Origin of the sequence: Calothrix anomala FACHB-343, assembly GCF_014696435.1 — a bacterium.
GTDB lineage: Bacteria > Cyanobacteriota > Cyanobacteriia > Cyanobacteriales > Nostocaceae > Aulosira > Aulosira anomala_A.
In genome coordinates, this window is sequence record NZ_JACJQG010000005.1 from 140419 (window position 1) to 166087 (window position 25669).

Consider the following 25669-nt stretch of genomic DNA (forward strand, 5'->3'; position numbering starts at 1 on the left):
TAATTTATCAACTAAGGACAAATGACAAATGACTAATGACAAATGACTAATGACAAAACTATGGAACCGAAAGCAGACAACGATACCAGATTAACCTGCGAAGTAGAAATTACATTAGAAATAATTGGTGGACGCTGGAAAGTATTAATTATTCGAGAATTAATGGCAGGGGTAAAACGCTTTGGCGAATTGCAACGGGCTTTGCCAGGAATTACGCAAAAGATGCTAACTCAGCAACTCAGGGAAATGGAAGATGATGGCATAATTCATCGTGAAGTTTACCCCCAAATCCCTCCCAAAGTAGAATATTCACTCACGCCTTTAGGGCAAAGCCTACAGCCAATTCTCAATGCAATGCATGAATGGGCTGTGAAAAATTTTTCGCAAATCCCTCGCCATCGAATTAATGAATAGTATTTAATAATAGTAGTTATTAATTAACCGGATTTTATTTATAAAAATTAATTAAAGAAATCAATATTTTTTATCAAAAAATATTGCCTAACATGCTATTGATGATAAATTCACTGAAAAAGCTTACTAAAGAAATACCGTTAATTCTGCTAAATACCTAAATTTATCATTATTTATTTGGCTTGGGTGAAAAATTATAGATATTCAGAAATATGTATCTTAAGTAAATATACTGTTTTCTAATATATTTTTTATTAAATTTCTGATTAATATTAAATTTGCAGCAAGAAACTATCAGAAATATTGCCAACTACTCAAAATGTGGTTAACTTAGCATTGTTCAAATATATATATTGAGTTCATCGCATCACACATGAAAAGCAAGCTCTCAAAAAATCAGACAGTAATACAGCAAAACAACAGCAAAGTTATCGACTTATCAGACTTGAATGAATTAACTAACCAAGAAGCTGAAATGATTACAGGTGGTTCCTACCCTCCTAGCGGTACTGGTGGAACTGGTAGTGGTTCTGGTACCTGGTTTGAGGGAAATCAAGCATCATAAAACTATCAGCTTTAATTGCAGTAAACAACTTGGTCATCTATTAATGTTGAGTCTAGAGAATTAGCGATGGTTATTTGATAACAACGCTCCTATTTTCTTGGCAGAGAAAATTGGGAAATGAATGTAGACACAAAAAGGCTTCCCGAAATGAACATGGAAATGCGAAAAAATAATCTGACAACAGCTAACCAAAATAGCAAAATTGCAAATTTATTAGACAACCTCAGCGAGCAAGAACTGGAATTAGTTGTAGGAGGTACAGATAATTTGACTACTAGCATTACTATAAACATTTTTTTAGAAGGAGATAAACCGGAAATACCTCAAAAAGCTTGGAATAATGGTAATGGAGGAGGTTCTGGAGGTTCTGGTGGAGGAGGTTCTGGAGGTTCTGGTGGCTGGTAGTTTTTCTGATAGTTCAAATGTCAGATGAGTAAGTCGGTAATTACACCAAAGTATTTACTTTACTTAAATAGGCTGGAACCCCTTACCAATGAAAAATGAAATCCCTAACTAGTTATCTTTAAATGCAGCGTCATACTGAGATAATTTGTAATTTTAAAAATGCTTGGCTAGAGTAACAATTAACGTTTTTGAATTTAAAGAATAAACAAATGCAGAACAATAATCAAGATAAAAATCATCACAAGATTCAACCCAAGAAAAAAAATACCAAAATCTTAATCTTGACTGAAGTAAGTGACCAAGAAGCCGAAATAGTAACAGGTGGTGAGGTTTCTCCTGCTGCGTGGATTCCAATGACTTGGGAAAATAATGATTAAGTCTGACAAAGTTGACCTAGTTACTTATCAATAAGTTATGGTGCGTTATGGAATAAAATTCATAGCGCACTATGCAAGATTAAAGCTAATACCAATTTTAAAAAAGAATGAGACAGATTGTAGGGGCATGGCATTGCCCATTGGTGTTAACTTAACGCAAAACCCTTGCCAAAACTCGATGAGCGAATTCCATCGCCTACCATCAAGCCCCGCGTTACCCCACCCCAGTTTTGTCTAAAGCCAAAACTTCCCCTCCCCGTTTACGTGGAGGGGTTAGGGGTGGGGTAAAAAGCTTGTGGGATAAGCGTTTTAGCTTAAGTTGACACGAATGGGCATTGCCATGCCCAAAAACTCCATCCATAAGGGATGGAGTTTTTCATTAGATAATTGAGATTAAAAGCCAATTTCAATAGTCAAGCTGCGAATTTTGCCTGTATCCATTTGGGCTTTATCTGCTACCTCTAAAGTCCAATTACCTTGAGGACTTTTACCTTTAAGAGGAGCTAAATCAGGAGTATTAACTTCATCATAGGTTTTTTTGATGTTGTCTGTACCTCCGCCTTGGCGATTATGGAGAATTATCGGTAATACGCCTGATGCTGCGGGGGGAATAAGGCTGACTACCAAATCGCCAATGTAGGTATGCTCAATATCTACTTCAACTTTGATAGATTTGATGGCATTGGTATTAGCGATCGCTAAACTGAGTGTAGATATCTGCAAATCATTAATCGGTACATCCTGTACGGCTTTGAAAATTCCCACAGGATCTGGTTGTGGCGGTAATGCTAATTCTACCGCTTTCAGGGCATTGACGCGACCGTAGCCATATAGGCGGCTGTGTCCGTTAGCATCATAATTACCGCCAGCGCTATCAATGCGATCGCAAGAACGTTTAATGATATCTTTGACTTCATCCCAACGTAAATCGGGGTTACGGGAAAGAATTAAAGCTGCAACACCAGCTACCCCAGGACAGGCGCTAGAAGTACCACCAAAACTATTAGTATAGTTACCAGCTAAATCCCCTTGTTCCGTCTTACCAGAATTGTACCCAACTGCACCAGTGCGATCGCTTGTCCAAATCCCTGGAGTTTGGGAACTATAGCCGTTATTACTGGGGAAAGCACACCATACAGCATTACCATAGTCGCTATAGGCGCTTCTGGTGCCATAATCGTTACAAGCAGCTACCGCAATGATTTTAGAATAGCTGGCATAGCCATCATTATCTACACTTTCGTTACCATTACCAGCTGCAAATAAAATTACGCAGCCTTTACCATTGCGCCCTTTCGTAAAAGCGTAATCCATTGCCAATCTGGTAGAGTCGGGTAAGGGTACTTTTTGCTTGTGAACGGGATCGTTCGCATCCCACCAATCACCATCTGGTGGCCCCCAGCTACAAGAAATGATATCTGCACCATTTTGCGCCGCCCAGATAAATGCATCGGCTTCATCTTGGGAACCTAAGGCGGAAACGTAGCGAATTGGCATTAATTTGGCTTTGGGTGCAACACCTGAAGCACCAAAGTTACCATTACCACAGGCTACCCCAGCACAAGCTGTCCCATGATGATCTGAGTTACCTGGTTTAGGATTATTAGTTTTAAATGTTACATCTCTTGGGGCAACAATCTTACCAGCTGTCCGGAATTCTTCATGGTCGAGATCTACACCATCATCAATAATGGCAATGGTTGTACCCGTACCGTCGCTTAACTTCCAAGCGGCTTCGACGTTGGCATGGGCGTTAATTTTTTTACCATTAATTGTAGTTTCTTTTAAGTGCCATTGCTGAGGGAAAATTTGACGTTTACGAAATTCCCGCACTAGTTCTGGATGACACAAGTCTACTGCTTGTTCATTGAGTAGGCTTTCAGCTAAATCAAAGATGGCTAAACCAGTATTTGCGGGTGCGCTGACAAAATAAGCATTACGGGCGTAATCCAGTTGACGTTTAACAGTCAAATTGTAACGCCGGAAAATTTCTTCACAGGTGCTTGCTTCGACTTCATCATCAAACTTAACGAATAAGTTTTCTGTATAAATTACTGGCTGATTGGAATTGGGATCGATTAATACGCGCCCAGCAAATTGAATTTGCGGTTCTTGATTGAGAATTGTTCTAGCTTGGTCGCGTAAAGCACTATCTTCTGTCGGTGCTTTTGCTTGCAGAACTTCCACACCAGCTTGGCGAAAGCGGGTTTTCACCTCAAATTGCTTCAGAATACTCCGAGCTTCCGGTGATACAGATGCTACTTCAAAAGGGCGATCGCCTACAAGTAAACTGCGGTTTTCTGTCCGCACCACAATTTGATTATCGCTGATCGCCAGTTCATACTGTTCACCGTTCTGGCCACCATAGCGAACCTGAACCATAATTTATTCTCCTGGTATCCATTGACATCTCAGCCTTTGGCTGGCTTGTGCATATCTGGAAAGTGTCACCCGCCAACCGCAGCTGAGGAATAGGTTAGTATAGCGAGTAAATACAAGTTTGCACTAGATTTTTCCAGAAAATATCTCACAGAAGTTTAAATATCTTAGTCAATTGCAACCTGGGGAAACTTTCTGCTGTCTAATGGCGACAAGTTGTAATAAGGACTTCAGTCCTGAAGATAAAGCAACTATTGAAAATTATAGAATTTAAATAAGATGCTCGAGTTTATTTTGTTAGCTCATTCTTTACCCCCAATTGCTGAAGTGAGATTTTCCGCAGACTACTTTAGTGCATATCCCCAACAAATCAGCATAGGCCAAGATAAGCCTGTGTTATATAGTCGTCAGCCTGGGTATTATGCTGTACACTCACAGCAACCGAGAGCGATCGCATCTAATGCAGCTTTAATATTAAATGAGGGAAAAATTGCAGTTTTTGCAGGTGAACCCAAGCCAACAACCACAGATACAGTTAGCCCTGTGTATACATTACCAGGTGGTTCTCTCGCAGTTCCCACAGGTTTAGTCTTTATTCGCTTTGCAGAAAATGTTGATGTTGAATCACAGCAAGCAGCCATTAATCAAGCCGGTTATGAAGTCGCCCAAAAATTAGCTTATGCACCTAATGCAGCTTGGTTACGTGCTAAATCTGGGAAATTAAGCGATGCTTTCCCAGGAATTCGTCAATTACAAGCAATACCCAATGTAGAAAATGTTGAACCGCAAATGTTAATGGAACGAAGACAGCGTTAGGAAATTGAAGCACGCTTCGGATAAACAGACGCGGAAATATATATTATCTATGCCCAATGCCCCATGCCCAATGCCCAATGCCCAACTAACTAGCCAACCCATGTTCGAGTGCATAGCGTACTAACTCAGTACGGCTATTTGTACCTGTTTTGTCGAACAATCTACTCACGTACTTTTCAACGTTGCGAATGCTAGTGTTTAAGCGACGGGCAATTTCTTTATTCATCAAACCTGCTGCTACTAGTTCTAAAATACTTTGTTCCCGTGGCGTCAAATCAATGTTTATTGGTGCAGGTTTAATTGGCGCAGGTGATTTAGGATATACACAAATCTTGTCTGCAATCTCCTCAAGTCTTTTGATTTGGCGGATCAGATCGTCAATATTATAATTACTGCCACTGTTGTTTTTACTGATACTAGCTCGCCGCAAGAGCAAATTTAGCACAATAGCTACCAACTCATCTGGGTTAAAGGGTTTTGGTAGATATGCATCACAACCGGCTTGGTATCCTTCGATGCGATCGCAACTCATACCTTTAGCAGTCAACAAAACTACAGGTAATGACTCAAAACGCGGGTCTTCTCTTAATTGTTTGAGGAATTGGATACCGCTTACCTGAGGCATCATAATATCAGAAATTAGTAAGTCAGGCATGTTATCTTGCAATAATTGCCATGCATCATCAGCATTACTAGCTACTTGAACCGTAAAATTACTTTCTTCTAAATAATCTTTGACTGCTTCCCGCACTCCTGGTTCGTCATCTACTAGTAACAATCTTGCTGACATATTTTCTTCCTTGCCACTTATTGTTTATAGTTGTGTTGATATAGCTGTTGACAGTTGACTGTTGACAGTTGACAGACTTAAAAACCTTTTAGTATCAGGGTTTTATCTTAGGTTGATGTCCTAATCTATCTGGCTACAGCTATATATCTACCCTGCTCGCCACCTTGGCAATCTTTGAGCAGCAGGATAGAGTAATTTTTCTTGTTGGTTTCAATTTAGCGGACTTGCTTTACTTTACTTTATACGGTCATCGCTAAATAAAAGTACGGTTTCCTGGGCTTTACAAAGCTCAAGTTTTGTGTGTTATTTAATTGCACCGCTCTACTCAATACTATTTATCGCGTTTTAATAATCCTGCGGCAAAGATTTGTTGTGCGGTTAGCTGCAAATTGGGAAAAACTGTGGAAACAAGTTGCTCATTGTTGTGAAACAACCGTTTTTGGTACTCATCTTGTATCAACGTACAAATTGTAATTGTGGGCTGTTTGGGTTTACCAATATATTCTCTGCCACCGATACCTAGATAATCTACAATCCAGTATTCAGGTACACCTAACAGCGCATAATCCTCTACTTTGCGAGCATAATCATTTTGCCAGTTTGTACTGACAACTTCAGCAATCAGCCGAATGGGTTTACCTGAAGTGATGACAGGTTCTTGCTGCCATAATGGTTCATTAATCAGTTGAGTTTGATCTAGCACAATTACATCAGGGCGAAAAGCGGTGTCTGTTCCCAGCAATTTAACTAAACAGCGATGGGGAATCAAGTAAGCTACATCCTGAGTGTCAATTTCTACATTCAGTTTTCGCCCAATAAATGCTGATACCTGTTCATGAGGCCCTGTTGGTTCCATGTCGATTAATTCACCATCAATCAGTTCATAGCGATCGCTATCACCATATTGAGTAATAAATTCATCAACGGTGAGAATCTTTGCAGCTGATTTAACCATGATGGTTTTTCCCAATTATTGATCTATTGAGCGATCGCTAATCCCTAATTCATTTTATCAGCCCCTACTACTTCCTGTGAGCTAAAGGTCTGTGTTGCCCATACCTGTGAATTGTCACTCGATATAACTTGGATTGCATGGCGATGCAATTGCATTATTGGGAGTGAATTTAAACGCGCTGTAACTCCTCCAACCGCGCTAGTACTTCTTGACTGTGAATATTGGGATTCACCTTGACAAAAGTTTCCCGCACAATCCCCTCTGGATCGATGATAAAACTATGGCGCATAGAGACATAGCCAATCCAAGAACCGTAAGCTTTACTCACTGCACCGTTAGTATCAGCCAATAATGGGAATTTTAGCCCTTCCGAATCACAAAATTCAGCGTGAGAATCAACATCGTCTGCACTCACGCCAATAATTTGCGTATTCTTTTCTATATATTTGGGTAAGTCTTGCTGAAACCGCCGCGCTTCTATGGTGCAACCAGAGGTAAAGTCTTTTGGGTAAAAATAAAGTACTACCCACTTACCATGCAATTGAGACAGAGAAATTGTCCCGTTACCTGTGTTCGTTGGTAAAGTAAACTCTGGTGCGGGTTGATTGATTTTTGGTAGTGTTCCACCTAACGCATCAGCCACCGGCGTAAAGTTGAGCCAACTCAGAAGCGCAACACAGCTGGCAAATAATATGCTGAAAAAATTACGACGAGATATCATGTACAGATCGGAATTATAACTTTACATAAGTTTATAATTCTTGGGTACTATTTGACTCTGACTGCGACTCAGGCGGGTTATCTGTACTGTCAATATATTGGCTATCGAGTAGAAAAGCTCCCTTGGTAAAACGAATACCCCAATATCCACCAGGACGACGATCAATTACTGTACCTTCTTCACCTAAGTGAATCACATCTGGTGGACGCAGCATAGGCATGGGTTCAGCTGTTTTCACGTAAGGTGGTAGCGCTACCACCCGGACTTTACTACCAATGATAAATTCCTTAGACATGAGACATTGTGATAATACAAGGAGTGGTCAATCAGTCAGAGGTGGGAAGGCGAACGACAAACGCATTCACAACCTGTACATCAAAAATCTTACTGCTTCTCCAGGGGTTAGGGGTTAGAGGCTAGGGATTAGGGATTGGGTATTGGGGGTTAAGGAGTGTTTGCAAACCCCTCAAACCTTGAAGCTAAAGCATGAGGCTATATTTAACAAAGCCCACTCATGTAAGCTCAAAAGCCTCATTTTTTGTAGTCTGTGCAGGCGCAATGGCAGGGGGGTGCAGCACTCGGAGGTGACGGCGACTTTGAAAACACGCCCTAGCCCCTAGCTCCTAGCCCCTGATTGTCTGTTACCTATTTCCAAAACAGATGTATTTATTCTATAAGAGTGATTATAACTAGGTTATTATTTATCGCTGTCTTAAATTAAACAAATAATGGTGAACTCTACCCTCGTGTCCACAATCTATGTCAATTCTGTACAAGGGAATGATGCTAACGCTGGTTCGCGGTTGAGTCCCTTTAAAAGTCTCACCCGTGCTTTAAAAGCATCGACAAAATTTACAATTATTCAGTTAAGTCCGGGAACTTATAGCACCGCTACTGGTGAGGCGTTTCCCCTAATTATTCCGGTGGGGGTAATTGTTGTGGGTAATGAAGCTAACAAAGGCGCAGGTATTGTAATTATCGGCAGTGGCACTTATCAAAGTCCGAGCTTTGGTACACAAAATATCACGCTGCTATTACAAGAAGATTCTAGTCTCCGGGGCGTAACGGTCACAAATACTACTTCTAAAGGGACTGGTGTTTGGATTGAATCAACTGCACCTAATGTCTCTAATAATACTTTTATTAACTGTGCGCGGGAAGGTATATTTACTACAGGTTCAGCGAAACCGGCGATTTTAGATAATGTATTTTTGCAAAATGCTGCTAGTGGATTAACAATGGCACGCAATAGCAAAGGCGAAGTATTAAGGAATATTTTCCAGAAAAATACCTTGGGGATCGCCATTAGTGACTTTGCTGCGCCTTTAATCGCCAATAATAAATTAACTGAAAATCAAACCGCGATCGCTCTTTCGCGAGATGCTAAACCTGTATTGCGGCAAAATACAATTACTAACAATACCCAAGGCGGTTTATTGGTGAATGGTAACGCCATTCCCGATTTAGGTAGTACCCAAGACGCAGCTGGGAATATTTTCCGCGATAATCAAGGATTTGATTTACAGAATGTCACTGCATTACAGCTCGTTTCTGTTGGGAATCAATTAAACCCCATCCAGGTAAAAGGAGCCGTAGATTTTCTTTCTGCGACAGTAGAAGTTCCCAGCCAGGTATCAGTTGGTACTAGTTTTTACGATCTCGGCGGACATTGGGCGGTGGCTTTTGTGGAAGCTTTAGTTGGTAAAGGCTTAATTAGTGGCTTTCCTGATAGTTCCTTTAAACCTAATGCGCCAATCACCCGCGCTCAGTATGCTGCTATAATTGCCAAAACTTTTCCACCACCAAATGGGAGTAAGGTCAGTAATTTTACAGATGTCAAATCAGATTATTGGGCAGCATCAGCCATCTTAAGGGCTGCCAATATGGGCTTTGTCAGTGGATTTCCTGATGGCACTTTTCGTCCAGAACAAAACTTAACTAAAATTCAGGCAATTGTATCAATTGTGAATGGTTTGCAATGGAGTGGAGGGAACTCGAATGTGTTGAGTGTTTATCGCGATCGCGCCCAAATTCCCAGTTATGCTACTAATGCTGTGGCAGTGGCTACGCAAAAACTTTTGGTAGTCAATTATCCAACAACTGAACAACTAGAACCATTAAAAGACATTTCTCGTGCTGAAGTCGCAGCCTTAATTTATCAGGCATTAGTCGCCATTGGGCAAGAAAAAGCGATCGCTTCGCCTTATATTGTCAATCCTGAGATCAATATTCCTTCCTTTAGTGACCTGAAAGGCCATTGGGCGGAAGAATTTATTCGTGGATTGGTGAGTATGGGCTTAAGCACCGGTTTTGCTGATGGTAGCTACCAGCCAGATAAACCCATGACTCGCGCCCAATATGCAACCTTAGTGGCGACGGCGTTTAACCCGACGGCGAAACGCCCAGCTATTGAATTTACCGATATAGCTAAGGATTTTTGGGCGGCTAAAGCGATTCAAACTGCGGCGATGGGTGGATTTGTGGGCGGATTTAGCGATCGCACTTTCCGCCCCGATCAAAATGTGCAGCGCTTACAAGTCATTGTTTCTCTAGTTAACGGCTTAGGTTTACCCGCAGCCGATATTGATAACTTACTAGCTTATAGCGATCGCAATACAATTCCCGAATATGCCCGTCAAGCCGTAGCCACCGCCACCCAACAGCAAATAGTAGTTAATTACCCAGATTCTCAGCAGCTTGTGCCAGTTCGTGAAGCGACACGTGCCGAAGTTGCTGCAATGGTTTATCAAGCTTTAGTGGCAATTCAGCGCACAAAAGCTATTAATTCCCCCTACATCGTCTCCCACACAAGCAATTGACCAAGTAGAATAAGAAACATTTCCTATTAATTTAAAAAACTCTTGGGTAAGCACCCTGTAGCTAAAAGCTCTTGTGCTGACAAGCAATGGGTAAAAAATATAACTTATGTCTGAAGCTCATAGCTCCATGTTAACACCAGTTACAGACAACTATGCCGACTTAGCAACGGCATTATTAACTCACTATAGCTTTGACCTCAGTGGTTACAGTGCCAGTGAGCTAATTAAACGTTGGCAAACCAATTACCCAATTGATTGGCTGCATATTGCCGTGATTGAAGCATTGTATCAAGGTCGCTATAAAGCAGTTTCAGTACAGCAAATTTTAAACTTTTGGCAACGGCGCGGTCAGGCGACTTATCATTTCAATATGGAATTTCAGCGTCTGATTTGTAGCAAATTCCCCGAAAGCTTAACTTCTATCCCCACCCCTATTTTATCTCCAGCAAAGAAAAGCCTCTCTCCGGAAAATAATCACTATCATTTAGCATCTGCCGATGTTTCTGGATTACCAAGCCAGTTAGATCGAGAATATAGCCAAAGAAAACTTACATCCGTAAAAGCCCTACAAGAAGCACAGCAGCCCGTTGTTAGGGAAGATAGGGTAGAAGTATCTTCTCGTGCTGTACCGCCCGTAGCGGCTGTACAACCCAGCATCCAGCCAGAGAATAATTATCGGGAACAGCGATTATTACCATCAAGTGCGAGCCACCATCCGATTGGACAATTTACACCCGAAACAAGCGATCGCACTGAATCTTTTACATCAAAACTTAAAGCTATGTCTAGCAAGCCAATGCTAGGTAGAACTCATACAAGAGAAAAAATTAAAGATGAGAATAGCGCTGTAAATTGATAATTATCGACAAGATATAAAAAATATAGAGTTTGTTTTTGATTTTATTTATGGATTAGATTCAGAAAACACGCGCTAATGAAAATGGTAAATTACTTTTTACAGTTATTGTCAAAATAACCCCTAATTTATCTGATTAATATGATGCTCAACCCACCGAATTTACCATTTCTCAAATCTATTGGTTGGCAAATAAACAATATAAATCAATTAACTGAAAAAGAAATGCTCCAATTGTACCAGCGCAATTGGCATCACAAAAGTACTTTTAGAAATTTTTCCAAAGAAGAAAAAGACTTTGTACATTATTTAGCCCAAAAATATAAATCTTGGATCTTGTCAGATTTGGAAATGTTTAATTTAAGTCATCACAATACAATACTCAATATTCTGAATAATTTTAATTCCGAAGTTTTAAAAAATGCTGCTGCTCACTTTGCTGGTGGTACGCTTTTAGCTTTAGAATATGATGAATATAGGCTGAGTAAAGATATTGATTTTCTCTTTCCCTACGCAACGGAAAATTATCGATATTTAAGAAATTTAGTTTACGATGCAGGAATTGAGATTTTATTTCAAAACACTAGAGATATTCAATTAGGTGAAAGCACAATAAATCAATATGGTATTCGCTTCCCTGTTACGGTTAATGAAACAACTATTAAAGTAGAAATTGTAGCCAATGGAGCTTTTACTTTAGATCCTCCCGTTTATCCAAAATGGGCAAATATTCCTTGTTTGAGTATCAGTGATAGGTTTACATCAAAACTTATGGCTAATGCTGATAGATGGAACGATTCCAGTACACAATCTAGAGATTTGATTGATTTAGCCATGTTACGAGTAAATAATCAAATTTCTTTAGGAGCAATTGCTAAAGCTGAACAAACCTATGAAGTTAGAAAGCCGCTACTGAAAGCGATCAATAATTTTCTTGAGAAAGAAGAACATCGAAGTAAATGTTTTCAGCAGCTAAATGTACCTGAAGAAAAAAAAGCAACGATAATGAATGGAATTGATTTGCTAATTGTTGATTTTCAATAATTTGAATAAAATTATCTAAATTAAGCAAGTCAGTGTAAATAAACCAAACTATATTACGAAACTTAAATAGGCTGTAAACTCTTACCATTGACAAATGACAAATGACAAATGACAGCCCTAGCCAGTATTGTCGTTACGCCAACCTATTATTTGCGCCCCATTAAGAGATAAGTTGTCATTTTCCCACCTTCTGGAAGTGAAATGTAACCCCGCTTTTCCAGCAAAAAATCATGACGCAAACGTTTATAGGTATTTTGTGTAACTTGAATTTGTCCGGGAATTCCTTGAGATTCCATGTAACTAGCTAGGTTTACAGTTTCTCCCCAGCGCTGATAGTTAAATTTTTCTACTTCCATAATCCCCAGAATAACAGGGCCGCTGTGAATGCCAATGCGGATGTGAAAATTTTGGTGATGTTCGCTGTTAAATAAGGCGATCGCAGTTTGCATATCTAAAGCCATGTGCGCGATCGCTTGTGCGTGATCCCCTCGCCGCAATGGAAAGCCACCCATTACCATATATACTTCATTCATTGGCTGGATTTTTTGCAGGCTATATCTTTCGCTGAGGCGATCGAAAGCAGCAAAAATCGGATTGAGTAAACTCACCAATTGAATTGCACTCATAGAACCAGCAATTTCGCTTAAACCCACAATATCTGCAAATAAAACTGTTACCTCTGCAAAGTCTTTCGCCACCACATCTACTGGTTGAGGAGGTTGCACAATTACCTCCGCCGAAATATTTTGTAATAGCCGTTTAGTTTCTTCCTGTTGATGACGTAGTGCTTGTTCAGCTAAAACTCGCTGAGTAATGTTGCGAAAAATCCCCCGAATCGCTGCTGGTTTACCTGCGACAAATTTACAATTAATATTCCCTTCTAAAAAGATTGTTTGCCCGTTTTTACCGACAAATGCCGTTTGCACCTGTTCTAAAGTTGCTCCCGCCATCATCACGTTATAAAATTTTTGTCGGCTGCGTTGTTGATAATCGGGGTGAATAATATCAAAAATATTCATCTCGGCAATTTCTGCTTGACTATATCCTAAAGCTTTTTGCCATGCTTTATTCACATATAAAAATCTGCCGTAAACATTAACAGACTGAATTAAATCGTTAGCATTTTCTAATAAATCGCGATATCTTTCTTCACTTTCTATTAATGCTGCTTCTGTATATTTACATTTGATAAAATTGGCAATTTGACTGCCAATAGCTACGACTAATTGCAATAATTCTGTATCCTTTGGTTGCACTTCTTGACTCAAAAATACCATCACCCCGATAATTTTGTTATCGTCTAAAATCGGGAAGCCAAATGCTGAGTGCAATCCCGCAGTTGCGGCTGGTTGCGATCGCTGTGCATCATCATCATTGGCAATTTCTTTAATCCACAATGGCGAACGTCTCGCCCAAATTCTCCCAGGTAAACCGACACCAGAGTTATAAGTCGTCTGCCAAGTAATTGCTTTAAATTCTCTCGCCGAAACTAAACGAGTAGATTTGAGTTCTACACATCTGAGAACGACATTGTTACTATCTGTATGCACCGATGTCGTGATATATTGACCAGGCGTCCATAATTCCCCTAATTCCCAACCTAAAGTTTGACAAATTGCCTGCAAAATTCGCGGCATTGCCTCTTTGACAGTTTGGGCTTCTGATAAAATGTGGGTGATAGCATACTGGGCACATATACGTTGTTCTCGACGCTGGCGATCGGTAATATCCCTACCGATATAGATAATATCTTCTAAATTATCTAAATGTTTAATAACCGAACAAGAAAAAGCAATTAATAATTTCTCTCTTTTTTTGCTCCGACAAGCTACTTCGATATTTGAGGAATTTTGCTGAGATAGGGAATATTTTTTGAGAACATTTTGAAATAATTCATAATTATCAATAATTACAGATATTGACTTACCTAATAGTTCCGCTTCACTGTAACCAAATAATTTTTTAGTTGCTGAATTAATTTTTTTGATAATTCCCGCCGGACTGGTTACCAACAATGCATCCGCCATTGAATTGATAACTTGTTCCATGTAATTTTTGTAAGCTGTTAAAGTACTTGATAGCAGGCTAGCTTCATGATATCGCTGCACTAATTTATGTTCTAAAGCTAACCTATCTGTCACTTCTTCAATCAGCACAATTAACTTACTTTCGGATTGGGGTTCAAGTTGTTCGCCAATAATATATATATCTATGTAGATTTCCGATATTTCTTGATTGTCAGATATTTCCTGACTGTCTCGTCTAATTCCTTCTAGTTCAAATAACTCCTGTTCTCCGGCGATGATAGATGCTAAAATTTCTTCTAAGCCGATAAATTCTGGAAAACTTAGGCGCACATCTTTTCCTAAACTTACCTCTTCCGGTTGAGCAGCAAACCTGGTTACAGCCTCTGACATATCTAAAATATGTAAATTCCCATCTAACTCCAAGCGTTCAAATTTCCGTTGGAAAGAAGGTTTATTGAAAATCCGCTCTAATACCTGGTATTTCATATTGGTGAGGGAATAACCATTCAAGCAATGACTGAATGAAAACTCAGCAGCAATTAGAGGAAAGAAGATGAGAGCAGGATTAGATCGCGATCGCCATATATCCCCATTCCTCTACTGAGAACTTAGCAATTCATACCCAAAATTCGGTTTTCGCAATTCACCACACAGCAACACTGATAACTCTGAACCTATTGTTACCAATAGTTATTCAATAGAGAAAGTTTAGTCGATTCAGCCTAAAGATTGTTCATCTGTCTGCCATTAATTTATCTTATTTTTAAATCAATCTATCTTTAGTCAAGATATATTAATAATCTTATGGTTTGATAACTAAAATTTGCTCGCCTGAATTATAGTTAAAAAATTCTGAGAATAACGCCTAGAACGGCTTATCTCAACAATAAATTAATTTCACAACTCAGATAGAATGGCTATATAAAAGCATATCGCAAATATCCTAAATTATTTTATTTTCCTACTTCAGGAGGTTTGCATAATTAAATATAGCTGGCAAGGGTTGTCATTGGTAATTGGTCATTTGTCATTGGTCATGGGTAAGGGATTCCCGTCTATTTAAGTTTTATAATATAGTTTTGTTGATTAATAGTTACTTTACTTGTGAAAAGTGAATTTTTAAAAGCACAAATTCATCATAATTATAGGGCAATAGGGTTCAGAGAATGTTATGCCAGAACAATAGTAGTATCCAGACCGCAAAAATTATGTATCAGCGATATTAGCTGCTAATTTATGTAGAGACTTTCTAGCCAAAGCCTCTACAGAATAAAATCAAATAGTCTAAATTTTACCTATTGCCAGCCAATTCATCTAAAAAGGAGATTTTGACTGCCAAGTTGATGATATCTTGATTAGTCCTGCGATTTTTAATTTCCGCGTTATTCAAGGCCACAATATATGGTTGTCCATCAATGACACCAATTAAGGGGCCGCCAGAAGAACCGCCGGCTGTGTCGCAATCATGAAATAGAACATTATCCTCCTCTTTCACAATACTACATCCCGCCTGAAATCCTGCTGTGTATCCAGGGCCAGCTGTCAAATATTCATAGCCTTTTTTCGTAGGATTAGGAAAGTCACCAGAGTAGCCAACGAAAAATAATTTTTCTTTATTATTAATTAGTGTCTGAGGTGATAGAGATTTCCAGCCTAAATAACCATACTTCCGCCCAAGGGGCTTATCGATTTTCATCACAGCCCAATCGTTAACTTGGTTACTGTAGTCATTACCAGTAAAGTTTGTGCCATAAATTACTTGCACTGCTTGGGCTACATCTCTTCTATTGCTGACAGCACCATTAACTACATTTGGTTTAAAGAGAATTTTTTGACTGAGTTGATGAGTTTCTGGATCGATTACACAGTGAGCATTGGTTAAAACTATATCATCAGCAATTAAGGTGCCAGTACAGTGATATTGTTTGGCATCAGTTGTTGTTCCTTCTACCCGGCCAATTGTTGACCAAGGATAATCGCGACTCAACATGGGGACGCGATCGTCTATACCATCAGGAATTCCTCTTGTACCACCAGTTGGTTTTTCAGTTTGTCTGAGGGACTCAGGTTTAAAGGGGTTACCATTACCTGAAATTTTTGTTTGACCTGGTTTGAATTCAGTAAATTTAGGTGCAGAAGTTGGTTGTGATTCTGTCTGTGCTTGTACGGATATCGAACCACCGACAGCAAAAGCACTCAAAACTCCGACGGCAAACAAAGCTAAATATTGCTTGTATATTGGTTTTGTACTCATTGAATGATTTCTCCAGGATAGAAGTAGGGGTTAGGGGCTAGGGGCTAGGGGTTAGGGCGTGTTTGCAAACTACTCGTTTAGCCTTCTAAATTTCTCGATCCCCCTAAATCCCCCTTAAAAAGGGGAGCCACTGCGTTGGGCGGGTTCCCCGACTTGTAGCAAGTGGCGTGGACTTTGAGGGTCTTTTCGCCCCCCTTAAAAAGGGGGGTAGGGGGGGATCTAAGACTTTGAAAACACACACTAGGGGTTAGGGATGAGATGAAAAATTTTTCACCACTATAGTATTTAGGTAGTTATTACCTATTACTTGTTCCCTAATTACAAGTCAGAATGGAGCGGATATTTTATGCTTTGTTGTATCTCAAGCACAGCTCATAAATTTGTTTGACTCGGCGGATTTATAATTACGAGATACTATATCTCTAGGGATCTGCAGCTTATGCAGTTTTTTGGCAGTTGAGTGCAAAAATAGGATTCAGGGACTTCCAGAAAATCAAAAACTCCATCCATCAGGGGGTGAAGTTTTTCAGTATGGACTATTAAGTTGCACAATCCATCATGAAGGCTGTCAACAGTTAACAGTCAACAGCCCTGATTAGTAATTATGCAATTTAGACGCGCATTAGCTTACTTAGCTTTAATTGGTGTTAAGGCTACACCTTGGTAATAATGTCCCAAAATTTGTAGATGGTTTGCGCCTTGGCGTGCTAAATTATACGCTCCCCACTGACTCATGCCGATGCCGTGACCAAAGCCTAGCCCTTGGAGGATAAAGCTACCATCAGCACCTTTACTAACGTTAAAGCGAGTGCTTTTTAGCCTCAGTGCAGTACGTACTTGTTCGCCTTTGAGTACTTTCGTACCGCGATCGCCAATAATTCGCAGGGCTTTGACGCTTTGGAATGGCGAACGTTCTTCGGGTATCATATCTTTGACATTACCGACACCAGAAATCATTGAACTGATTTCCCCTGGTGAGAAGCTTCTCACCCAATTACACTCTTTAATATTTTGATCGTAATCTTGAACTGCACGTAGGTAAGGTTCTTTGCTTTGCCAGACATCTTCCACATTTTCTGTATGTCCGCCTGAGCAAGCGTGGAAAACTGAGAGAATAATTTTGTTGTTGTAGGTTAATACTTGCCCAGCTGTAGCATCAACTGCGGCGTAGGTTCCAGGAGACTCACTACTGACACCTTTATAAATTTGCCAACGATCTGGAGTATCGCCTAAATCAAAAATGGGGTTACTGCGCTGTTTTTCTCGTTCGTATAAAGCATAAGTACGTGCGGCGATCGCTTGGGCTTTTAAAGCTTCTTGCGGCCATCGGGAGTCCATTTCCCCACCGATAACGCTGTAAAGATACTCCTCCGTATCTACCCAGTTAACGGCTGTTAAACCTTTATCTGTGGGTACAACCAGAGTTCTACCACGATACCAGCGATCGCCAATATAAACAAATCCTTTACCTGTAGGCTCAATCCAAAATAAACCAGATTGCCATTTATCTAAAGCTACACCACCAGCAACAGCTTGGGCATAAAACGCACTCATCGCTGGTAATTGTCCGAGAGTCCGTCCTGTTCCATCCTTGATGACTGCTGCTGTCGAACTCCCAACTTTTACTTGATTAACATTCCTCTCTATGGCGATGCGTAAGATTACAGATGCTTGCGCCGGTGCAACCAAAGCTATCCACAAGAGAATACCTAACCACCAATGTTGTCCTTTAATCTGGGAAAATATAGAGCCAAATAAAACTGGAAATTTCATGCCGATCGTTTAATCACGTTAGTATCTGTTTGAGGCTGTGGAGTAATCGCATCTACAACTAAAGATGAGACGCTTTTCCATCAATGGAGGTTGCCACCTTTTACTAATTATGCATCGTAGTCTCAGCAAAGAAATGCATGGCAATCAATCTGTTGTTTGAGGTTTTCAATTGATTTAGAAAAAGAAAAATATTTAACTTATCCACTGTATCTTGACAACTCAGTGTTAAGGATTATATCGTTAATATATAACGAGCGTTCGATATAAATTAGTCCAATTATGCCGAAGATTGTTGATCGCGAACAATACCGCAAAGAACTGCTCGGTAAGTGCTTTGATTTATTTGCGCAAAAAGGCTATAGCGCCATCACCATGCGGGAAATAGCCCAAGGCTTAAATGTATCTACAGGAACTCTGTATCATTATTTTCCCAGTAAACAAGCTTTATTTGAACAATTATTAGAAGAAATTAGCCAGCAAGATGTGGCATTAGCCTTAGCAGAATTGGGAGGTAAAAAAACACTACCAGAAGCAATGGCAGCATTAGCCAGATACTTAATCAAAAACGAAGATTACTTTATTAAATGGACATACATCTGGGTTGATTTTTGTCAACATCAAGACTCAGAACAAATAAAAATTAGCGGTGCTTTGAAGCGGGCTAATCAGCGATATCAACAAGCAGCCTGTGATTTTTTAGGAATTGAAGATCCGGTTTTAGCTTCCTTTGTATTGAGTTTCGTCAATGGTTTGATTTTGGAAAAACTATGGGGAGATGAAACGATTTGTTTTACAGAACAATGCGCTTTATTAGGTAAAATGCTCGCGGCGTATTTGCAGATAAATAGGGGCTAGGGGTTAGGGGCTAGGGGCTAGAGAGGGGACAAGGGGGACAATTGTACAGACGCGATTCATCGCATCTCTAACCAATGACAAATGACAATTGTACAGACGCGATTCATCGCGTCTCTATTGACTAATTAAGAGGAAAATATGCTACACAGGGTGTTTTTTAAACCACAAAATCGCGGAATAATTGTATTAGGAATTGCGGCTACAGCAATTACTAGTGGAATTGCAATTTATGCCATTTCTCAATTTGGTCAATTTGGTCGCACTGCTTCATCGGAAGTACCAGCTGCACCAGTGGTACAAAAAGTCACGGCTTTAGGAAGACTGCAACCAGAAGCTGAGGTAATTAAGTTATCTGCGCCTTTAGCCTTAGATGGCGATCGCATTGCGAAAATTTTGGTAGAAGAAGGCGATCGCGTTAAAGGTGGACAAGTTATCGCCGTTTTAGATTCGCGCGATCGCTTGCAAACTGCGGTACTCCAAGCGCAAAAACAAGTGCAAGTGGCGCAGGCGAAACTCGCGCAAGTTAAAGCTGGAGCGAAAACCGGCGATATTCAAGCACAGCAAGCCACAGTGGAACGTTTACAAGCCCAATCTCAAGGCGATCGCCAAAGTCAACAAGAAGCGATCGCTCGTTTAGAGGCACAATGGCAAGGAGATAGAATCGCCCAAGAAGCGACAATTAAAAAACTCGCAGCCGAATTGAATAATGCTGAAGCAGAATATCTGCGTTATCAACAATTATATAAAGATGGGGCAATTTCTAGCTCTGCGTTTGATAGTAAGCGTTTGAGCGTAGAAACCACCAAACAACAGCTAGATGAAGCCAAAGCCGTTCTCAACCGGATCAATACTACTGCTAAGAGACAATTGGCAGAAGAGAAAGTAGCACTTAACCGAATTAACGCCACAGGTAATAAACAAATCAGCGAAGCCAAAGCCACATTAAATAGTATTGCCGAAGTCCGCCCCGTAGATATAGCCGCAGCGCAAACAGAAGTAGACAATGCGATCGCATCCCTCAAACGTGCCCAAACAGACTTAGCAGCAGCTTATATCAAAGCACCCACCGCCGGACAAATTCTCAAAATTCATTACCGCGCTGGCGAGAAAATCGGCGAATCAGGAATTGCAGATTTTGCTCAAACTGACCAAATGATAGCAGTTGCCGAAGTTTATCAAAGTGATATTAGCAAGGTAAAACTAGGACAAAAAGCCGTAATTACCGGTCAAGCATTTACAGGAGAAATAGGCGGTAAAGTTTCTCAAGTAGGCTTACAAGTTAATAGACAAAACGTTTTTAGCAACCAACCCGGAGAAAACCTTGATAGCCGAGTAGTTGAAGTGAAAATTCGCCTTAACCCTGAAGATAGCAAACGAGTTGCAGGTTTGACAAACTTGCAAGTACAGACAGCAATTGAACAGTAAATAGGGTGCGCAATTCAAAATAACTAGTAAGGTTTTTCATTTGTCATTTGTCATTAGTCATTGGTAAGACTTTCAAGCATGTTTAGATTGCGCAATTGACAAATTATTAATTATTCAATTTTGAATTTTGAATTTTGAATTTTGAATTGTTAATCAGGGGTGATTTCTAGATGTTTCCTAAATTCCGTAAAACACCGCTAGCTTGGCGACAGTTAATGAAAGAAAAAACCCGCCTCGCTGTAGCAGTGGCAGGTATTACCTTTGCTGATATGCTAATGTTTATTCAGTTGGGTTTTGAGAGTGCTTTGTTTGATGCAGCCATCAAACCCCATCGGAATTTACAAGCAGATTTAGTTTTAATTAATCCCCAATTTCAGACTTTATTTTCAGTTAAAAGCTTTTCTCGCGAACGGTTATATCAAACATTAAGTCATGACAGCGTGAAATCGGTAAACTCGGTTTACATCAGCACCGGACAATGGCGAAATCCCCAAACTCGTCTCGATCGCGCCATTTTAGTTTGGGGAATAGACCCAGCACAACCCGCTTTTTCATTCCCAGAAATCAAGCAACATCAAAATGATTTGAAGCAATTATATCAAGTCATGTTTGACCAAGCCGGTCGTCCTGAATATGGCGATATTGCTACTACTTTAAAGCAAACAGGTAACTTTCAAACTGAATTAAATAGCAAAGCTATTAATGTCAAAGGTGTATTTAGTAATGGTGCTTCCTTTGCTGCTGATGGGAATGTAATTACTAGTGATTCTACCTTTTTGCAACTCTTCCCCGATCGCAAAGCCGATCGCATCGAAGTCGGCTTACTGACACTTAAATCAGGTGCTGAACCAGAAAAAGTGCGATCGCAACTAGAAGCGATTTTACCTAAAGATGTCCTCGTTCTTACCCCTGAAGGCTTTGCCCAAATTGAAAAAAATTACTGGGCTACTGGTACTGGTATTGGCTTTATTTTTGGCTTAGGTGTCGGTGTAGGATTTATCGTCGGGATCGTCATTGTTTATCAAATCCTCTATTCCGATGTTTCCGACCATTTACCAGAATACGCCACCCTCAAAGCAATGGGTTATAGCGATCGCTATTTACTCGGAGTTTTGTTACAAGAAGCATTATTCTTAGCTATCTTAGGTTTTCTCCCCTCCTTTTTCCTGTCTTTAGGGCTATATCAGCTAACCTACACCGCAACATTATTACCTATTTCCATGACAGTAGAACGAGCCATTAGGGTATTTATTTTAACTATTGTCATGTGTTCTTTCTCTGGTGCGATCGCTATGCGCAAACTCCGTGCTGCCGATCCCGCCGATATTTTCTAGTTTAAATGTTGGTTGTTGATTGTTGACTGTTGACTGTTATTAAATCTCTCAAAATCCTATGTTTATCGAATCTCCATCAACCGCTGTAGAACCAGTAATTAGTATTAGTAACCTGAATCATTATTTTGGATCGGGTGCGCTAAAAAAACAAGTATTATTTGATATTAATTTAGACATTAAAGCTGGTGAAATCGTCATTATGACTGGCCCCTCTGGGTCTGGTAAAACCACACTTTTAACCCTCATGGGGGGATTGCGATCGGCTCAAGATGGTAGCTTAAAAATCTTAGGACAAGAAATTTGTGGTGCTAGTAAACAGCAATTAACTACACTACGTCGCCAGATTGGTTACATTTTTCAAGCCCATAACTTGATGACATTTTTAACAGCTAAAGAAAACGTGCGCATGTCATTAGAGTTACACGATCAATATCTACATCAAGATTTGGACAGTAAAGCGATCGCAATGCTGGAAACTGTAGGGCTGGGAGAACGTGTCAATTACTACGCCGAAAACCTTTCTGGAGGACAAAAGCAGCGAGTTGCGATCGCCCGCGCCTTAGTCAGCCATCCCAAAATTGTCTTAGCAGACGAACCTACAGCCGCACTCGATAAAAAATCAGGGCGTGATGTTGTCGAATTAATGCAAAAATTAGCCAAAGAACAAGGCTGTACAATATTATTAGTAACCCATGACAATCGGATTCTCGATATTGCCGATCGCATTATTTATATGGAAGATGGGCAATTAAAAAGTGATGATATAGATGTTGTCGCTAAAGTTAATTAAGTATTTATTAAACAATAAATTATCATATTTATACTGTAGGCTGGGCAATGCCAAGTTTACATATTTTTTATGATTACCTAATACCAATTTACAAAAATAAGGTGACATATTGTAGGGGCATGGCAATGCCATGCCCTCTAGATTGGATTAATGTGTCGCCAAGATTATTTGAATTGGTATAAAATCTGCATATATTAAAAATGAAAATTCTTACTATGACACATTGTCAAAGATTGACTGGAGATTTTAAGCTATGATACCAGCTTAGTTAATCCAGTAGTCTGTAATTTTAAGATTGTTGAGGAGTGGCAAAATTCTCGATGAATAATATTGGTAATTTATTTACAGCAGGCGGCGTGGTTATGTGGCCGCTGTTAGGATTTTCTATCTTAGCAGTAGCGCTAATTATTGAAAGAATTGTCTTTTGGGTGAAAATAAATAATCGGCAAAATCGCGTAGTCCGAGAAGTATTACAACTGTATCGTCTAGATAATGTAGTTGGCGCTTTAGATAAATTGCAGCAAAATGCTGATTTACCCATGTCGCGGATTTTTCTCGCCGCTTTAGAATTAGAAGAACCGACGCCAGAAGAATTCCGTTTAGCCTTAGAAAGCGAAGCCCAAGCCGAAATTCCCTTACTCAAACGCTTTCAAAACATTTTTGATACTATCATTGGTCTAGCACCCCTGTTAGGACTTCTCGGTACAGTTTTAGGATTAATTATCTCTTTTGAATCCTTAGATATTGGTGATGTTGGTGGTACAAAAACATCAAATGTAACTGGGGGGATTAGTCAAGCCTTAGTCTCTACAGCTTCAGGATTAGTCGTGGCTATCTTTACACTTTTCTTTGCCAATTCCTTTCGCGGATTGTACATGCGCCAGATAGCTTGGATTCAAGAATATGGCGGACAGTTAGAATTACTTTACCGCCGTCGCTATGAAAGAGGAGACAGATCCTATGCGCCTACCAGATGAACCAGATATTCCCGCCCAGATTAACATCGTCCCCATGATTGATGTGATTTTTGCGATTTTGACATTTTTTATCATGTCAACTTTGTTTTTAACTCGTTCAGAAGGGTTACCAGTTAATTTACCTAAAGCCGGATCGGCACAACAACAAGCCAGCGCTCCGATTACTGTTACATTAGATGCAGAGGGCAAAATCAGTGTAAACCGCAAAGCGGTCGATATCGAGGTATTAGGAGAACAAGTCCGTACATTTATGGGTAATAATCCCGAAGCCTTAGTTGTAATTAACGCCGATGAACGAGTTAATCACGGTAAGGTAGTGGCTGTCATGGATCGATTACGTCAGGTAAAAGGTGCTAAATTAGCGATCGCCACTCAAAAACCCTAGTACCGCCGTGAATTCAAAATTCAAAATTCAAAATTCAAAATTAAGACAGAGTAAGCTTTTTGTTGATTTTGAATAGTCTGTTTATTTACGCCGTTCTGTACTAGTCAGCTATCAACAACTCTCTATTTTGGGGAAAAGTACAAGTTTCATCTTTTCCCTAATATTACGATTATTGTATTATTATCAATGAATATAAATTTCTGCTAATCAACTATTATCATAACTCTGACTCAACCCTTGATTTGTCATGTTTTAGGCTGACTGCGTGAAAAAAAGTCTTACTGCTAGTTATGATTCTTAACTCATTAGAATAATTAAAGTTTAGCTCAACAGCAAATTTCAGATTTAATATTATTCTAGAAATACAAATAGATTTTTTCGCTACAGTTTTGAGGGCAAACCTATGACTATTTGGGTAAACGAACAAATCGATCCGTCAGGGATGATCCATGCTTGTATTGCTTCTTGTAACGAGTCCCAAGCCAAAGATTGTCATGAATCCTTTGAGAATAACTTAAACGAGAAACAAAAAGCATCCGGTTGGGTAGCCCAATTACGGAAGGTTGATTCTTGGGATGATGTTCCCGTAAATGCTTTAAAGCTAGATTAATTTTATCGAAAATCAAGAATGCAACAAATTGTAGGGGCATGGCATTGCCATGCCCTTTAGAATATATAGATGTACCGCCAACACTATTTCAATTGGGATAACGTTTTTGTCTTGATAGACTGAAAATCGCATAATTTGTGCTGTGCGTACTATTTCCCGATGATATATCTGATAGTTTGGGATGTAGGTTAACTCAACGCAATGGATAAGACATTGACCTACCATCAACTTTCAGTTGGGAAAGTCTGCAATTTAAAACTCTCTACTGTCAACTGACACTCAATGCAAGTAAACAAATCAGGTTACTGGGAATTAAGTTAATAAAAGATAAAAATCAGATTAAAACTTAACACTTCACCCACAAATCTGTAAATTAACTCCAACATTATAGAAATTTGCTGATTTTTATAAAGTTTTAAGAGTTATTATTAATTCCAAGGATTAAACTTAAAAACTTGCAAAAACATCACAAATGTAGTGAACTATTCGCCAGTTTACTCTTCTGAGCAAAGCTACCCCATTAATTTAGTTGGCAAAACGGGACAAGCTATTCAGATTTCCATTCATTCACCTAGCCAGTATATCTGTGCCAACTGCGAACGGATATTACCAGATTGGAAACAGAAATCTGTTTTATGGGTAGTGATTGTTTTGCAGCAATCACAGTATCAATTAGATAAATGCACCCCCATCATTGAAGCCGAAAAAGAACGCTTACGCGAAAGATTTATGCGGTTTGGTTTTGATTTAGCCTTCAATCTGCGCGATCGCCACTATTTAACCGATCTCATAGATCCTCGCACCGGTTATCCTTTACTTTCCCATCCCGGAACAGTTCCCCATGACGACACAGCCGTCGTCAAAGCTTTACTTCATTACCCGATTATTAAAAATAAATGCCGAATGCTAGTACATCCAAACTGGGGTACAGCCGTCTATCCTAGTACCATCATCTCCGAAGCACCTCCCATCACAATTGAATGGGCAATCAAAACCATCGCTGCTATGCATGGATGGCAAGAAATTAGTTAATTGTCAGTTGCTAGAGACGCGATAACCCTTGTCTGTACAGTCGTCAACAGTCAACAGTCAACAGTC

Annotated in this window: 24 protein-coding genes; 16 read left to right on the forward strand and 8 right to left on the reverse strand. The window is 39.8% G+C overall.

The window, feature by feature from the left end; genetic code table 11:
* Positions 1–60: 60 nt before the first annotated feature.
* The 4 genes from H6G08_RS04145 (at position 61) to H6G08_RS04160 (ending at position 1761) form a co-directional block, all read left to right on the forward strand.
* Positions 61–414 carry a winged helix-turn-helix transcriptional regulator gene (locus H6G08_RS04145; protein ID WP_190539063.1) on the forward strand — a complete coding sequence of 118 codons (354 nt, stop codon included), beginning with the start codon at positions 61–63 and terminating at the stop codon, positions 412–414.
* Between the two features lie 373 nt (positions 415–787).
* A complete protein-coding gene (locus H6G08_RS04150; protein WP_190539013.1) occupies positions 788–979 on the forward strand; it encodes a hypothetical protein in 192 nt (63 codons plus the stop codon).
* Between the two features lie 117 nt (positions 980–1096).
* Positions 1097–1384: a hypothetical protein gene (locus H6G08_RS04155; RefSeq protein ID WP_190539014.1), complete on the forward strand. Its 288-nt coding sequence runs from the start codon at positions 1097–1099 to the stop codon at positions 1382–1384.
* 209 nt (positions 1385–1593) lie between these two features.
* Entirely contained in the window at positions 1594–1761 is a 168-nt protein-coding gene (locus H6G08_RS04160) for a hypothetical protein (protein WP_190539015.1), read from the forward strand.
* A 393-nt stretch (positions 1762–2154) separates the two neighbouring features.
* On the opposite strand, the gene H6G08_RS04165 is transcribed toward H6G08_RS04160, so the two are convergent.
* Positions 2155–4143, reverse strand: a complete 1989-nt coding sequence (locus tag H6G08_RS04165; protein ID WP_190539016.1) for a S8 family serine peptidase — start codon at positions 4141–4143, stop codon at positions 2155–2157.
* Between the two features lie 276 nt (positions 4144–4419).
* On the opposite strand from H6G08_RS04165, the gene H6G08_RS04170 reads away from it, so the two are divergent.
* Positions 4420–4956 carry a hypothetical protein gene (locus tag H6G08_RS04170; protein ID WP_190539017.1) on the forward strand — a complete coding sequence of 179 codons (537 nt, stop codon included), beginning with the start codon at positions 4420–4422 and terminating at the stop codon, positions 4954–4956.
* An 85-nt stretch (positions 4957–5041) separates the two neighbouring features.
* Here H6G08_RS04170 and H6G08_RS04175 read toward each other — a convergent pair whose 3' ends face one another.
* The 4 genes from H6G08_RS04175 to sipA all read right to left on the reverse strand — a co-directional run bounded on the left by H6G08_RS04175 (position 5042) and on the right by sipA (position 7717).
* The gene (locus H6G08_RS04175; protein WP_190539018.1) at positions 5042–5746 is read right to left on the reverse strand and encodes a response regulator transcription factor; all 705 of its coding nucleotides are present in this window, start codon (positions 5744–5746) and stop codon (positions 5042–5044) included.
* 331 nt (positions 5747–6077) lie between these two features.
* A complete protein-coding gene (locus H6G08_RS04180; protein WP_190539019.1) occupies positions 6078–6701 on the reverse strand; it encodes a Uma2 family endonuclease in 624 nt (207 codons plus the stop codon).
* A 169-nt stretch (positions 6702–6870) separates the two neighbouring features.
* Positions 6871–7422 (reverse strand): peroxiredoxin, encoded by a 552-nt coding sequence (locus H6G08_RS04185; RefSeq protein WP_190539020.1) that lies wholly within the window; start codon positions 7420–7422, stop codon positions 6871–6873.
* 31 nt (positions 7423–7453) lie between these two features.
* Positions 7454–7717 (reverse strand): regulatory protein SipA, encoded by a 264-nt coding sequence (gene sipA, locus H6G08_RS04190; RefSeq protein ID WP_190539021.1) that lies wholly within the window; start codon positions 7715–7717, stop codon positions 7454–7456.
* Positions 7718–8150: 433 nt separating this feature from the next.
* Between sipA and H6G08_RS04195 the strand changes: the two genes are divergently transcribed.
* From H6G08_RS04195 to H6G08_RS04205, 3 genes are all read left to right on the forward strand, one after another.
* Positions 8151–10241 (forward strand): S-layer homology domain-containing protein, encoded by a 2091-nt coding sequence (locus H6G08_RS04195; RefSeq protein WP_190539022.1) that lies wholly within the window; start codon positions 8151–8153, stop codon positions 10239–10241.
* 106 nt (positions 10242–10347) lie between these two features.
* Positions 10348–11097, forward strand: coding sequence for a hypothetical protein (locus H6G08_RS04200; protein WP_242045515.1), 750 nt, complete (start codon positions 10348–10350; stop codon positions 11095–11097).
* A gap of 141 nt (positions 11098–11238) precedes the next feature.
* Entirely contained in the window at positions 11239–12141 is a 903-nt protein-coding gene (locus H6G08_RS04205; RefSeq protein WP_242046059.1) for a nucleotidyl transferase AbiEii/AbiGii toxin family protein, read from the forward strand.
* 146 nt (positions 12142–12287) lie between these two features.
* Here the strand turns inward: H6G08_RS04205 and H6G08_RS04210 are convergent, their stop codons facing one another.
* The 3 genes from H6G08_RS04210 to H6G08_RS04220 form a co-directional block, all read right to left on the reverse strand.
* Positions 12288–14654 carry an adenylate/guanylate cyclase domain-containing protein gene (locus tag H6G08_RS04210; protein ID WP_190539023.1) on the reverse strand — a complete coding sequence of 789 codons (2367 nt, stop codon included), beginning with the start codon at positions 14652–14654 and terminating at the stop codon, positions 12288–12290.
* Positions 14655–15459: 805 nt separating this feature from the next.
* A complete protein-coding gene (locus H6G08_RS04215) occupies positions 15460–16422 on the reverse strand; it encodes a trypsin-like serine peptidase (protein WP_190539024.1) in 963 nt (320 codons plus the stop codon).
* Between the two features lie 627 nt (positions 16423–17049).
* A complete protein-coding gene (locus H6G08_RS04220) occupies positions 17050–18195 on the reverse strand; it encodes a SpoIID/LytB domain-containing protein (protein WP_190539025.1) in 1146 nt (381 codons plus the stop codon).
* A gap of 279 nt (positions 18196–18474) precedes the next feature.
* Here H6G08_RS04220 and H6G08_RS04225 point away from each other — a divergent pair, with 279 nt between their 5' ends.
* The 8 genes from H6G08_RS04225 (at position 18475) to H6G08_RS04260 (ending at position 25603) form a co-directional block, all read left to right on the forward strand.
* Positions 18475–19050 (forward strand): TetR/AcrR family transcriptional regulator, encoded by a 576-nt coding sequence (locus tag H6G08_RS04225; RefSeq protein ID WP_096645955.1) that lies wholly within the window; start codon positions 18475–18477, stop codon positions 19048–19050.
* A gap of 138 nt (positions 19051–19188) precedes the next feature.
* The gene (locus H6G08_RS04230) at positions 19189–20475 is read left to right on the forward strand and encodes an ABC exporter membrane fusion protein (protein WP_190539026.1); all 1287 of its coding nucleotides are present in this window, start codon (positions 19189–19191) and stop codon (positions 20473–20475) included.
* A gap of 170 nt (positions 20476–20645) precedes the next feature.
* Positions 20646–21809, forward strand: coding sequence for an ABC transporter permease DevC (gene devC / locus H6G08_RS04235; RefSeq protein WP_190539027.1), 1164 nt, complete (start codon positions 20646–20648; stop codon positions 21807–21809).
* 58 nt (positions 21810–21867) lie between these two features.
* Positions 21868–22599, forward strand: coding sequence for a DevA family ABC transporter ATP-binding protein (locus H6G08_RS04240; protein ID WP_190539028.1), 732 nt, complete (start codon positions 21868–21870; stop codon positions 22597–22599).
* Positions 22600–22919: 320 nt separating this feature from the next.
* The gene (locus H6G08_RS04245; protein ID WP_190539029.1) at positions 22920–23576 is read left to right on the forward strand and encodes a MotA/TolQ/ExbB proton channel family protein; all 657 of its coding nucleotides are present in this window, start codon (positions 22920–22922) and stop codon (positions 23574–23576) included.
* A complete protein-coding gene (locus H6G08_RS04250; protein ID WP_190539030.1) occupies positions 23560–23961 on the forward strand; it encodes an ExbD/TolR family protein in 402 nt (133 codons plus the stop codon). Before H6G08_RS04245 ends, H6G08_RS04250 begins: the two co-directional genes overlap by 17 nt.
* 403 nt (positions 23962–24364) lie before the next feature.
* A complete protein-coding gene (locus tag H6G08_RS04255) occupies positions 24365–24571 on the forward strand; it encodes a glycogen debranching protein (protein ID WP_096645949.1) in 207 nt (68 codons plus the stop codon).
* 477 nt (positions 24572–25048) lie between these two features.
* Positions 25049–25603 (forward strand): methylmalonic aciduria and homocystinuria type D protein, encoded by a 555-nt coding sequence (locus H6G08_RS04260; RefSeq protein WP_096645948.1) that lies wholly within the window; start codon positions 25049–25051, stop codon positions 25601–25603.
* Positions 25604–25669: the final 66 nt, after the last annotated feature.